This is a genomic window from Coleofasciculus sp. A1-SPW-01, assembly GCF_040217205.1.
Lineage (GTDB): Bacteria > Cyanobacteriota > Cyanobacteriia > Cyanobacteriales > Coleofasciculaceae > Coleofasciculus > Coleofasciculus chthonoplastes_A.
On the sequence record NZ_JAVJNP010000064.1, the window covers coordinates 1 to 13,620 of the forward strand.

Annotated in this window: 11 protein-coding genes; 4 read left to right on the forward strand and 7 right to left on the reverse strand. The window is 46.8% G+C overall.

Annotated elements, in window-relative coordinates; translation table 11 throughout:
• Nucleotides 1–2,758: CHAT domain-containing tetratricopeptide repeat protein (locus RH949_RS10565; RefSeq protein WP_446352967.1), on the forward strand; the 2,758-nt coding region annotated here is incomplete at its 5' end.
• 241 nt (nt 2,759–2,999) lie between these two features.
• On the opposite strand, the gene RH949_RS10570 is transcribed toward RH949_RS10565, so the two are convergent.
• From RH949_RS10570 to rpsB, 3 genes are all read right to left on the reverse strand, one after another.
• Nucleotides 3,000–5,213 carry a caspase family protein gene (locus RH949_RS10570; RefSeq protein ID WP_446352969.1) on the reverse strand — a complete coding sequence of 738 codons (2,214 nt, stop codon included), beginning with the start codon at nt 5,211–5,213 and terminating at the stop codon, nt 3,000–3,002.
• Between the two features lie 413 nt (nt 5,214–5,626).
• A complete protein-coding gene (tsf, locus tag RH949_RS10575) occupies nt 5,627–6,250 on the reverse strand; it encodes a translation elongation factor Ts (RefSeq protein ID WP_006102905.1) in 624 nt (207 codons plus the stop codon).
• 185 nt (nt 6,251–6,435) lie between these two features.
• Nucleotides 6,436–7,302, reverse strand: a complete 867-nt coding sequence (gene rpsB, locus RH949_RS10580) for a 30S ribosomal protein S2 (protein WP_446352971.1) — start codon at nt 7,300–7,302, stop codon at nt 6,436–6,438.
• 182 nt (nt 7,303–7,484) lie between these two features.
• On the opposite strand from rpsB, the gene RH949_RS10585 reads away from it, so the two are divergent.
• Nucleotides 7,485–8,678: an aminotransferase class V-fold PLP-dependent enzyme gene (locus tag RH949_RS10585; RefSeq protein ID WP_446352978.1), complete on the forward strand. Its 1,194-nt coding sequence runs from the start codon at nt 7,485–7,487 to the stop codon at nt 8,676–8,678.
• 136 nt (nt 8,679–8,814) lie between these two features.
• Here the strand turns inward: RH949_RS10585 and RH949_RS10590 are convergent, their stop codons facing one another.
• From RH949_RS10590 to psb27, 4 genes are all read right to left on the reverse strand, one after another.
• Nucleotides 8,815–10,056, reverse strand: coding sequence for a sensor histidine kinase (locus RH949_RS10590; protein WP_006103037.1), 1,242 nt, complete (start codon nt 10,054–10,056; stop codon nt 8,815–8,817).
• Between the two features lie 109 nt (nt 10,057–10,165).
• Entirely contained in the window at nt 10,166–10,381 is a 216-nt protein-coding gene (locus RH949_RS10595) for a hypothetical protein (RefSeq protein WP_446352973.1), read from the reverse strand.
• A 186-nt stretch (nt 10,382–10,567) separates the two neighbouring features.
• Complete coding sequence (locus RH949_RS10600) at nt 10,568–12,049, reverse strand: family 10 glycosylhydrolase (protein ID WP_446352975.1); 1,482 nt, start codon at nt 12,047–12,049, stop codon at nt 10,568–10,570.
• Nucleotides 12,050–12,433: 384 nt separating this feature from the next.
• Complete coding sequence (gene psb27 / locus RH949_RS10605) at nt 12,434–12,832, reverse strand: photosystem II protein Psb27 (protein ID WP_006103006.1); 399 nt, start codon at nt 12,830–12,832, stop codon at nt 12,434–12,436.
• Nucleotides 12,833–12,978: 146 nt separating this feature from the next.
• On the opposite strand from psb27, the gene RH949_RS10610 reads away from it, so the two are divergent.
• Nucleotides 12,979–13,167 (forward strand): hypothetical protein, encoded by a 189-nt coding sequence (locus RH949_RS10610; RefSeq protein ID WP_006103047.1) that lies wholly within the window; start codon nt 12,979–12,981, stop codon nt 13,165–13,167.
• A 26-nt stretch (nt 13,168–13,193) separates the two neighbouring features.
• Complete coding sequence (locus RH949_RS10615) at nt 13,194–13,616, forward strand: hypothetical protein (RefSeq protein WP_006103014.1); 423 nt, start codon at nt 13,194–13,196, stop codon at nt 13,614–13,616.
• Nucleotides 13,617–13,620 lie beyond the last annotated feature (4 nt).

Below are 13,620 nucleotides of genomic sequence, written 5' to 3' on the forward strand. Positions count from 1 at the left end.
GGCATTAGAGTACTATCAACAGGCTTTACCCCTATCTCAGGCTGTGAGTGATCGCGCCCTTGAAGCAACAACCCTGACTAGTATTGGTCTTGTCTCTTCTGACTTAGGAGAGAAGCAACGGGCATTAGAGTACTACCAACAGGCTTTACCCTTATTTCAGGCTGTGGGCGATCGCGCTGGGGAAGCAAGAACTCTGAATAATATTGGTGGTGTCTATCATGAATTAGGAGAGAAGCAACAGGCATTAGAGTACTACCAACAGGCTTTACCTTTATCCCAGGATGTAGGCGATCGCACCCAAGCAGCAAGAACGCTGAATAATATTGGTCTTGTTTATTCAGATTTAGGAGAGAAGCAACAGGCGTTAGAGTACTATCAACAAGCTTTACCTTTATCCCAAGCTGTAGGTGATCGCGCCGGGGAAGCAAAAACCCTGAGTAATATTGGTTTTGTCTATTCTGAATTAGGAGAAAAACAACAGGCATTAGAATACTACCAACAGTCTTTCTCTTTATCCCAGGCTGTAGGAGATCGCGCCCAAGAAGCAGCAAACCTGAATAATATTGGCAATGTCTATCATGAGTTAGGAGAGAAGCAACAGGCATTAGAGTACTACCAACAGGCTTTACCTTTAAGTCGGGCTGTGGGCAATCGCGCCGGGGAAGCAAAAACCCTGAATAATATTGGTGGTGTCTATTCAGATTTAGGAGAGAAACAACAGGCGTTAGATTACTATCAACAAGCTTTACCTTTATCCCAAGCTGTAGGTGATCGCGGCGGGGAAGCAGCAACCCTGAATAATATTGGTGCTGTCTATGATGACTTAGGAGAAAAACAACAGGCATTAGATTACTATCAACAAGCTTTACCTTTATCCCAGGCTGTAGGCGATCGCGGCGGGGAAGCAATAAATCTGAATAATATTGGTAGTGTCTATTCTGATTTAGGAGAGCAACAACAGGCGTTAGAGTATTTACAACAGGCTTTAACCTTATCCCAGGCTGTAGGCTATCGCGCATTAGAAGCAGCAACCCTCTCCAATATCGCTTTTACAGAAAGAAGCCGAGGAAATCTCCAACAAGCGCTGACTCAAATGCAAGCCTCGATTGAGATTATTGAAGATTTGCGAACTAAAGTGGCTAGCCCTGAACTACGCCAAACCTATTTCGCCACGGTACAAAATTACTACGAATTCTACATCGACCTGCTGATGCAACTGCATCAACAAAATCCTGATCAAGGCTACAATAAACTAGCTTTCCACGCCAGTGAACGTTCTCGCGCCCGAACTCTATTAGAACTACTCACCGAAGCCAATGCTAATATTCGCGAAGGTGTCGATCCTGACTTACTCCAACAAGAACAAACCTTAAACGCCAAACTCGATGCAACCGAAAAACAACGGATTGAAATCTATAGTAATCCTGAATCCACCCCAGCCCAGAAAAGCGCTATTGAACAACAACGACAACAACTTTTAGCCGACTATCAACACCTGCAAGACCAAATCCGGGCAACAAGTCCCAAATACGCCGCCCTGAAATATCCCCAACCCCTCACCTTAGAACAAGTTCAACAACAGATTTTGGATGAAGACACTATTCTATTACAGTATTCATTAGGAGACGAGAATAGTTATCTCTGGGCAGTAACCAAAGATAGCTTTACCAGTTATCAACTCCCCCCCAGAGATGAAATCGAAACCTTCGCCCTCCGCTTCTATAACCTCTTACAAATTCCCGGTTATGAAATTGGCAATCCCAGAGGCATTGCTAAAGTTGTCCCCCGTGATAATTTAAATTCTGTGACACAACTGAGTGAACTCCTGTTCGGACAAGTTGCCAATCAACTCACTAAAAAACGCATCCTGGTTGTTGCAGATGGGGCATTACAATACATTCCTTTTGCCGCTTTAGCCACACCCGAAACTGCTGATACCGATACTCCTATCCCCCTAATCAATCAATACGAACTGGTCAACTTACCCTCCAGTTCCACTTTAGGGATTATTCGTGACCAAATTAACGGACGTCAGAAAGCGCCCCAACAATTAGCGATTCTGGCTGATCCCGTTTTCATGGATAATGATAACCGCATTGAAAATCCCTCAAACCGAGGCATAGAACTGGATTTAAACCAACTCTTCCTCAACCGTTCTGTTCGCGTATCTGACATTGAATTAAATCGCCTCCCCGGAACGCGCACGGAAGCCGAAGCCATTCTCAATTTAGTCGCATCAGCCACCCAAGTTAACGCCTTTGACTTTGATGCCAATCGTGACTTTATCGACAATCCCCAACTGCAAAATTATCAAATCATTCATTTAGCCACTCACGGAATTCTCAATAGTGAAGCACCCGAATTATCCGGTGTGGTGTTATCCTTAGTGGATAAACAAGGGAATCCGCAAAATGGTTTCTTACGCCTCCATGATATCTTTAACCTAAATCTGCCAGCGGAATTAGTCGTATTAAGTGCTTGTCAAACGGGATTAGGAGAAGAAATTCGAGGCGAAGGATTAGTGGGGTTGACGCGAGGGTTTATGTATGCAGGTGCGCCGCGTTTAGTGGTGAGTTTGTGGAATGTGGATGATGCAGCAACGGCGGAGTTTATGACGCGATTTTATCAGTTAATGTTGAATGATGGATTGAAGCCTGCCCAAGCGTTGCGGGAAACTCAGTTACAAATGCAGCGAGACACTCAATGGAAATCTCCCTATTATTGGGCAGCGTTTACATTGCAAGGCGAGTGGAATTAAATCTATCTAAAAGTAGGGTGGGTTGAGCGAAGTCGAAACCCACCGAAATCTTAACCGAAATATGGTGCCCTGCGGCGTACTTACAGCAGTTTGCTTTGCTATGCGGTACATTGTCGATCCCCCTAAATCCCCCTTAAAAAGGGGGACTTTGATCTACTGTACTTTATGACAGAATTAAGCGCAGTTATGGATTGAGATAATAAACGTTAATTCTCTAATGCGCCTAACGCACCCTACGGGGTTAAACCACGTTAAACGTAATCGAAAGCGCTGCCATTTGTGAGGTGCGAATCCGCCGCCTCACTCCTACCTGGACGCCTCGACTAACATCATCAACTAAATCATTAATTATCTCCAATGAGTCTTCTCCCCGCGTCGAAATTATCCCCTTTTTCCCTCTGGCAAGGCTACGCAGTTTGAGTAAGGCTTTGGTAAAGGGTTGATCACTGGCGACAATTAAGACTTCACCCAACCCCGCCTCTTCTGCAATAAAGACAAATTCATCTTTATCCGGATTCGGAATTAACAGGGTTTGATTCGGTTTAATCCGGGTGGCATTATCCGGATCTTGCCGTGAGTTTTCCTGCAATTCATTGGGAAATAACACGGTAATTCCAGCGGTTGGATCAACCAGCATAATTCCCAAATGTAAATCCTTCTCTTCCCGATTCGTAACTTTAAACTGAAACGCATCTCCCACAGATAATTGATGACTCAAGAGTTGCCCAGATTCCCCTCGACTCCCTAACGGTGGACATTGACTGTCATCTTGACGACACCCCCGTGGTGTAAAGGCTTGGGCGACAATATCAGGACGATTTTCTAAACCCATTGTTACCTCTAAATTCAGTCGTGAGGATTCAGCATTCAGCGTCATTCGCATAATTCGCGCCGCTAATAGGGATTTAAGTTTACCCTGTAACCGTTCAATTCCTTGTGTCAACGTTTCTCCCGATATGCCAAAGGAATCGGGAATCACTTCTAAAGTAGGAGAAAATAAGCCTAAACTATCTACAGGTGGCATTTTTTTCGGTGTTGCTGATGACAATTGCTGCTGATACTCATCGGTCATCCGACTGAGAATATAATGCACATCCACCGGATAAGGAAATGTTCCCGGTTGGGGAAGAATCGGTTGAATCCGTTGTCGGGATTCCAGTTCAGTTTGGGCTGTTTCTGTCTCCTGACTTAAGGACGGATCAAGTCCAATATGGAGTTTCCAATCCCTGGGAATCGTGCGGGCAAATTCCTGTAATAATTCTCCCGGTTGGACGTTTCCTTCGACTTGGGCTTCAGCAATTAACCCGTTGCGTGAGATTAATTCAACTTTGGGCGTTGCGCCACGACTGCGGAATGGGGGGGTAAAAATAGACCCTTCAGAAATCGCTTCTAAACTCTCTTGGGAAATACCCCCTAACCAAACTTGTACCCGATTATTTTCAACGCTTGTCACCACACCTTCAGCGGGGAGAGTTTTGGGTTCTGTGAAATAAATCGGTTCTCGGTGATGGCGACTATTCGGCGGAACCTCTACCAAGGGGATTTGGGTAGACAGGAATCGCATATCCCGTTCAATTCCCGCGATCGCACTTTCCACATCATGGTTATTCTGCCATAATGTTTGGGTGAGTAGATAGGTAAAGGCTCCGGCATGAAACCCAGAAAAGGGATAGTCCGCCGCGATTTGTTCCCGTTGGGCTGAGGCAATCACCGCGCCAGTGGCGACGCCTTGCTGATAGGATTTGATAAAGTCCTCACGGGATAGATTCAGCCGTTTCAGCCATTGCTGTTGATACTCGACTTCTTCGGGACTGATCCGGAAATCCATCCCCCCAGGAATCGCCCTGATTTTCACATTTCCCCGAGTTCCGCCCCCCGAATGACAACTATCCAGCACCACGGTAACGTTGTCGGTTTTCTGCTTCAGGGCGAACATGAGTAAAAATAGGGTATGTCCGGTAATTTCATTGACGATACCGTCCTCGGCTTGCCAATGTTCATCCGCCGGAACAAAGGAACTATTCAGGGGATAACTCGGATCAATGGGATTGGGATCAAAGACTTGTGAACCATGTCCAGAGAAATGAAACACCACCACATCTCCGGGTTTGGCTTGCTGAATTAAATGGGTTTCAAAGGCGGTTAAAATGCCATCACGAGTCGCCTCGGTATCCGTAACTGTCTTGATATCCTCCGGCTGGAACCCGAAGCGATGAATTAGGAGTTGTTCCTGTAAGCGGACATCATTGACACATCCAGAGAGGCTGGTAAAGCGATCGCTATTCGTGGGATACTGGTTAATCCCCACTAACAGGGCGAGTTTGCGGGGAGTGCTTTGGGCTAAGACTTTGCCATAACGTAAGGATTGGCGCTGTAAATCCAGTTGGTTTAAACCGATGGTTGCTAAAGCCGAGGTAGTAAATTGGATAAACTGACGACGCTTCATAGATGTCATAAATTTATGATCATAGCGATATATCTCTCAACCTGAGAGACTCATGCAGAATGATGTTGTGGGACAATACAAGTTAACCTGACAATGCGCCTAACGCACGATGGCGGCGTGGCACAGCTAAAATAGGGTTTTGTTTGTAGTAAGCACTTTAGTGCTATAACGCTTAGCTGGAGAGGGCTGAGGTTCCCTCACTACGAACCAATTCTAATTCATCAAATAAGGTGTGCCACGCCAGTAGGGTGGGTTAGGCGGACTTTCATTAAGGCGGTACCCATTTAATTAACTATCCGCCGTAACCCACCACTGTTAACATTCTTGGGTGTATTTTTATTAAATCGGAAGTTGAATTTTCTCCGATAACTAAGGGCGCACGCCATGCGCCCCTACAATAAACGGCTTCAGCGACGCGACATTTAGTCTGATGATTCCGATTCAATCCCCTCACCCAAAACATAGCGGGTAAAGCGACGCACCTGGATATTTTCTCCTAACAGCGCAACGGTTTCTTTAACCAACTCTTCCACAGATTTGCTTTGATCTCGGATATAAGGTTGATCCATTAATGATAATTCCTTCAACCGTTTCTCAATCCGCCCCTGAACAATCTTCTCTTTAATATTGTCCGGTTTCTTCGCTAGGTCATCGCGTCCCATTTCAATTTCTTTTTCCCGTTGGGTAATCGCAGCGGGAATATCGTCCACCGACACATACTCGACATTCGGACAAGCTGCCACTTGCATGGCGATATCCTTAACCAAGGCTTGGAATTCCTCGCGACGACCCACAAAATCCGTCTCGCAGTTGACTTCCACTAAGACACCAACTCGTCCCCCAGTGTGGATATAGCTACCCACAATTCCTTCAGCCGCCATCCGACCGGATTTTTTCTCAGCTGAGGCAATTCCTTTCTGACGCAGCCATTCGATGGCTTTGTTCATATCGCCCTCGTTTTCTTTGAGCGCTTTTTTGCAGTCCATCATGCCTGCGCCAGTTTTTTCCCGTAACTCTTTGACGAGTTTTGCTGATATTTCCGCCATCTTGCCTTTATTCCTCCTTTGTTGTTTGTCGTGTTAACGATTAGCACTATCTTGGAACAAATCGGACAAAAACCGGAGCAAATCGGTAAGTCTAACCATTACTCCGGTTTGGTAACTACTCAGTGCCACTGAACAACGGACAGATAACCCCAGTGTATCGGGTGAGCCTGAAAATGCATTGCCGCTTATTCTTCACTGTCCTGGCTTTCCTCGGCGCTGTTCTGGCTTTCCTCGACGCTGTTCTGGCTTTCCTCGGCACTCTCCTCGCTTTCTTCGTCTGACTCAAAGGAGTCCATATCTTCCTCGCTATACTCGTCTTCCATCTCGTCTAGGGCTTGGGCAAACTCTTGCTCGTCCTCTGTTTCCAGTTCCCCGTGACGCCCTTCATAGATGGCATCGGCTAATTTACCAATGATTAGTTTAATTGACCGAATCGCATCGTCATTGGCGGGAATCGGAATATCCACCACATCCGGGTCACAATTGGTATCCAGCATCGAGACGACGGGAATGCTGAGTTTTTCACATTCTTTGATGGCATTATATTCCCGGCGCTGGTCAATAATTACCACAATGTCGGGGATGCGCCGCATCATTTTGATGCCACCGAGATATTTTTGCAGCTTGCCCAGTTCCCGGCGCAGTACGGCGGCTTCTTTTTTCGGCAAGAGGTCAAGGGCACCACTTTCTTCCCGGCGTTCCAGTTCTTTGAGTCGTTCAACCCGCCCTTTGATGGTTTCCCAGTTGGTTAACATTCCCCCCAACCAGCGTTGGTTGACGTAGTACGCACCACAACGACTGGCTTCTTGAGCAATAATTCCGGCGGCTTGGCGCTTGGTACCGACAAACAGACAGCGTTTTCCTTGTTCGGTAGCGGTTCGCATGTAGCTGTAGGCTTCTTCCATCAACTGGGCTGTTTGCACCAAGTCAATGATATGAACCCCATTTCGAGCAGTATAAATGTACTGATCCATGCGGGGATTCCAGCGGCGGGTCTGGTGACCGAAGTGAACCCCGGCTTCCATCATTTGAGCCAAAGAGACGACTGGCATAATTAATATTAAACTCCTTATTCGGGTTTATCCTCCATTCAGGCGGATTTCCTGGTGGGAAACACCCGAAATCCTGAATGTGCGATTTTTGACAACCTTTCTAAGGTAACATGAATAGTCGGACAATATTCAAGTTGACGGTTGGGAATGGGGAATGGGGAATAGGGAATAGGCAATGGGCAATGGGGAAGAGTCGGGATTTGACATTAGATTGGCAACGCGCCCGTCAAGACACACCGGGCTGTGAAACGGTTTTACATTTTAATAATGCAGGTGCAGCATTAATGCCGCAGTCGGTTTTAGATGCCGTTGTCGGGCATTTACAATTAGAAGCCCAAATGGGTGGCTATGAAGCGGCGGCACAGCAAGTTGAGGCAGTGGAACGGGTCTATGATGCCGTGGCGACACTGTTAGGCTGTCAGCGCCAGGAAGTTGCCCTGATTGAAAATGCCACCAGAGCTTGGGATATGGGGTTTTATAGCATACCTCTGAAAAAAGGCGATCGCATCCTTACCGGGGTATCGGAATATGGTAGTAATTTCATTGCCTTTCTGCAAGTTGCGAGGAAAACAGGGGCAACCATTGAGGTGATTCCCAATGATGAATTTGGGCAAATTTCTATTCCTAAATTACGCCAAGCAATTGATCAGCGGGTAAAGTTAATTGCGATTACCCATGTTGCTACAAATGGGGGATTAGTTAACCCAGCCGTGGACGTGGGAAACGTGGCAAAAGACGCTGGTATTTTATATTTACTCGACGCCTGTCAATCCGTGGGACAAATGCCCATTGATGTCAATGAAATTGGCTGCGATATGCTCTCCGCGACGGGACGTAAATACTTACGCGGACCCAGAGGTACTGGATTTTTGTATGTTAGAGAAGAGGTGATTGAGCAATTAGAACCGCCCTTTTTGGATATGCAGGCTGCTGAATGGGCGAGTAAAGATACATTTAAAATTCGTGCCGATGCCCGTCGGTTTGAAAATTGGGAAACCAACTATGCTGGAAAAATTGGGTTAGGTGTGGCGGTTGATTATGCCTTAAATTGGGGACTAGCAGCGATTGAGCATCGGATTCGTCATTTGGCGAACAGATTGCGTGACCAACTGAGTGATATTGATGGGGTGAAGGTTCAGGATTTAGGGCAGAAAAAATGCGGGATTGTTAGCTTTACGGTTGCGGGAAAAGAACCGAGTGAAATTAAGCAGTTACTGAGTGAAAAAAAGATTAATCTATCGGTTTCTGCCGCCCAAGGCACGCGATTAGATATGGACGCACGCGGGTTGGCGTCTGTGTTAAGGGCTTCTGTTCATTATTACAACACCGAAGCCGAAGTTGAGCGATTTAGTACAACATTGGCATCTTTGGTTTGACAGGGAACGGGGAATGGAGACACCTACCCCCCAATTCCGCTGCGAACCTCTGCGTTAACCTCAATCTTAAAAAACCTACCCTTGTGAGGCTCCCCCCGCTCCCCCTCACCACAACACTTATTCAGCAGTACCCTACCTACTCCCCCTGTTTCCCCGCCTCCGGAGTTAATAACGCTGGAATCGTGAAATAAAAGGTTGTTCCAACTCCCGGAGATGATTCAACCCAAATTTGTCCGCCGTGATGTTCCACAATTTTCTGACAAATCGATAAACCAATTCCCGTACCTGGATATTCTTCATTGGTGTGTAGACGTTGAAATACCTTAAAAATTCGTTCAAAATACGCCGCTTCCACACCAATCCCATTATCCTCAACCCGAAACACCCATTCATTCACCGCAGTGGGTTCTGACGTACTCGGCAATACCATAGCGAATTCATCACTCAATGAAGACGTTTTTTGGCGCAATTCTGCCGCAATTTTAATCTCCGGTGCAACCTCCGGGGAGCAAAATTTGAGGGCATTACTGATTAAGTTTTGAAACAGTTGTACCAGTTGGATGCCATCTGCCATGACGATGGGTAAATGTTCGCAGGTAATCACAGCACCCTGCCCTTGAATTACACTGTCTAAATTCGCCAAAACAGACTCAACCACCTGATTACAGTCGGTGGGTTCAAATTCTTCTCCCTGAGTCTCGACTCGTGAATAATTCAGCAAATCTTGAATGAGCTGTTCCATGCGATCGCCTGCTTCTAAAATTCGCTTCATGTAGTGAGCGGCTTTATCATCCAACAAACTCTGGTATTTTTGGCAAAAAAGCTGACCAAACGCTTTCATCGTTTGCAGGGGCGATCGCAAATCATGAGAGGCGATGCGGGCAAATTCTTCCAAGTCTTGATTCGAGCGGATTAGCTCTGCGTTAAGCTGCTGAAGTTGTTGATTTTGGTACTGCAATTGCCGATTTTGCTCGACAATTTGCTGTTGCTGGCGAACAACCATCAGTTGATTATTCACCCGCGATAACACTTCTTTTACCTGAAAGGGCTTAGTAATATAGTCGGTTCCTCCTACCTCAAAGGCTTTTACTTTATCCCATTCATTATCCAATGCGCTCAAAAAAATGATGGGAATGTGCTGGGTGCGTTCATCGGATTTTAAGTGCTGACACAGTTCATACCCATCCATTTGAGGCATCATAATATCCAGCAAAATGAGCTGCGGTAAAGCCTTTTCGATCCCCATTAATGCCATCTTCGCACTAATGGCATTCCTTACCCGATATCCTGCCTCGGTTAGAGTTGTCGATAATAAACGCAGGTTGTTAGGCTGATCATCAACAATTAAAACATAGCCGGGATTCTTTGGGTTACTCATGGTAAAAGGGTTGCGTCAGGTTCATTAGGGTGTCAAACCGAAACTCATTAACTATAAGGACAAGGGCTTCAGCTAAGGAAGCGTTAGATGCCGGAATTTGCTCAATGAGTTAGTTCATGAGTTCATGATCAAGACTGCTAGCTGCTTGATGGAGTTGTATAATCCACTCACTTGGCATTATCGCTAAATGTTCGGATGTCAGCAACAATGGGCAGGTTTTTTCCTCGGATGGGGAGATTGAATGAGTGAACCCATAGCGATAGCGTACACCTAAATAGTCTGCCATCTGGGTGAAGATGGTTTCCTCCCGAAACGGTTTAATCACTACATCATTAAGCTATGTAAAATAGCGAGGGAGACGGCAATGCCCACCCTACGGTAGCTCAAGGGTTTTGGTGTTCCCAAAATGCTTAAGGAGCGTGCTATTCAACTTAAACATCTTGTGCAAACCTGACATGCTCCCAACGACTCAGCCCATAGTAATCGCCTGGACAAAGTTACTGATGAAACTTTACTGTAACCGACAGAACTTGCGATCGCGGTCAAATTGAGGATCTTGCCAGGAAAAAGCAAAATGACTGATACCACTGACATTGGGTATCCGTTGGCGGATTGCCTGCATCTGTTTTTCTAGAGAGGGGCGATTGCTGACAGATTTCCCCCAGGTTCCGGCTAGTGCTGGTGTGATTTTGGTATTCAGGGGTGCTTTGTCTACCACTCGTCGGACTAAGCTCTCAATACAACCCGTATGACCGCAAACACCATAAGACATGGGATGCCATTCTAGGGATGGAGAAAAATGATCCCAAGGTTGTAGTCGAGAATCATACCCCCCTCGTCCTACCACTTGATTGCCATCGGGAAAAAATACGGCTCCGGCTTTGATTCCCGCCCGTTGAACGGGTAATGTTGCCATGGAAAGAAAATCTAACACCCCTTGAGCCGCATGAGCTACACTAAGCTGCCACAGTTGCCAGTTTAAGGATGCTGCACTATCTGACTCAGAGGGCGATCGCCCTTGCCACATTGGGGTGGATTCGTTGGCATAGCGCGTCTTGACCGATTCCACATCGCCCGCGCTAATCGAACCATCCTGTACATAGCGCTGAATCAGTTCTCGCCCTTGATTATTAAGAGCGCGATTATATAAGGCTTGTCGAGACGCATCACTATAGATCCATAAATCTTTTACCTTAGTGGCAACCGAATCTGAGCCACTGCCACGCGGATAACGAATATAGTCAAATAAAACACCATCAGGACGACGTTTTGTCACCGCCTGAACCAATTGGTAGTAATCAGTTTTAGCTTGATTATTATAGGGATCAATAAAAGCTTGGGACTGGTCATGGACATAGGATAAACTGGTTTGACCGCGACCATTGCGAGCCAGAACACTTTGCCGATCGCGGCGTTGAGCATACCTGTAGCCGAAGTTCATCGAGAACATCCAAGCATAAACCCGCAATCCTCGTTCATGTCCTTTTTGAATCGTCTGAGCTAATAAATCGACCCGTTCATATCCCGGTGTTCGCACGACGGGGGGCCAGGGGGTGGGGTTGTCTGAGGCGGGGAGTAAAACTTGACCATCGGAAAAGACTTCAACATAGACCTTGTTGTACCCTCGATTGACAATCCGGTCGAGAATCTCATCAATCGCACCCGCGCGAACATCACAGGCATAGAGGCGTAGCCAGATCGCTTGGTCTTGGGGGAAGGTGCGATCGCGACATTGGCGCAAAACGTCAGCATGTTGCTTGACGATGGCTTTATAGCGGTTATTGAAATCTGGATTTCCTTTAATCGCACCCTGGCGCAGGCTTTCTTTTTGCGCGATCGCATCATCCGTAAAGTGGCAATAGGCAGCCGTTTGAGCTTGAGCCGTTTTAGCCACGTAGCCCTGAGTGATGATGCTACTCGTCAGCAAGGCAGCAACCAGTGAGCGATAATAATAGCGCCAATGCCATCCTCTAGGGACAAGACCGTTGGACATTCCTACAAAAACCACAAAAGAACGATAAGTTAGTGTCTTTAGTATTAACAGACGATCGAACCAATCGACAAATTATGCCAAAATCAGCACGTTCTTTTGTAGTTCTGAGCGTTTTGTCCTATTTCCGGACAGTTGCGCTCAGGTATCCTGATTTTGACCTTCACGGCGTTCGAGGGCATGGCGCGTGAATGTGTAGGGGCGGGTTTAGGGATTTTATTGTAGCTATTAATGGTAACGTTTCGACAAAACCCGCCCTCACTGTTCCAGACGTAGCCTGCTACGTCTCTACACCTAATCACCCTCTGCTTCCCCAGCTCCCCCTGCTCCCCCTGCTCCCCCAGCTCCCCCATCTCCCCCAGCTCCCCCATCTCCCTTTAAATCAGGTCAAGCGCCGCGTCTTATCGCTCGCTCCACCTGCCGGAATTCTTGCTCTAGACGCTCTTTGAGCTTTTGGGGTAAAGGACGATTGGGATAGGAGCTGTAGTACCCAGCCAAAGAATTGAGAGCTGTTCTCATCGTGGAGAATGAACTCAGGTTAGCGACAGAGCCATCTCGACGATAGCGAGAAATATACTCATTAATGCTTTGACGCGCTTTTGACTGAGCCTCTGCCTTATCAGGCGCATCGTCTGGTAGTTCAATAGCCGCTCTCAAGGAGTCCAAGGCGGTCAGGGTGTCTTGGCGATAATTGCCAACCAAGCCAGTACTGCTGGACGAACACCCCGTTAGCGCGATCGCAACCACGAGGACAAGGGCAACAAGACGAGATAAGTAGCGCTTCATAAGCATCATTCACCATAGATAAAAGTTTCAAAGTAAAATCGATCCTAACCCGGATTGGTGATCCATAGTTTTGAGTTTTGAGGATTTGGGTAGGGGTTTGGTTACCAAACCCCCGAAAATGTTACTGTACTCCAGAGGTGTTAAACATGGATTCAAAAACGAATGACGTTAAACAAATAGCATCCCAATTACTCGCAGGGATGCTGGCTAATCCTCATATTTACGCCACAATCAGTGATGAGGGACACCAAGGACAGCTCGAACAAAAACTGATCCTGATGGCGGTGGAGATGGCGGAGGACTTGATTGACAAGGTTGAAAGTCGTCATCCTTGAACCAACCAGTTATGTGAAGCAGCACCATGGGTTATACCACCTATTTCGAGGGAATCTTTAGCCTTGACCAACGATTATGGGATAGCCAAGTTCTCTATTTACTCGCTTTCGCCAATACACGACGGGTTAAGCGGGATGTCACCGTACTGCAAAATGCTCCTGACCCCGCACGAGTTGCCGTAGGATTACCCTTAGGAACAGATGGCGGCTATTTTGTCAATCAACAATGGGATGAAGACCACGATGAGATTTCAGTGGTTGACTATAATAAATCCCCCTCTGATCAACCCGGCTTGTGGTGTCAGTGGATTCCCACCCGAATCGCGAGGGGCTACCCCTTCAACGAAGTAAGGGGTAGGGGGATAGCGGAAAATGCGAGGGGTCAATCCCCGAAGTATTTTCAATCTCTCTCTTTCTATCTATCTATCCCATGTAGTGGTATAGTTTAGCCAT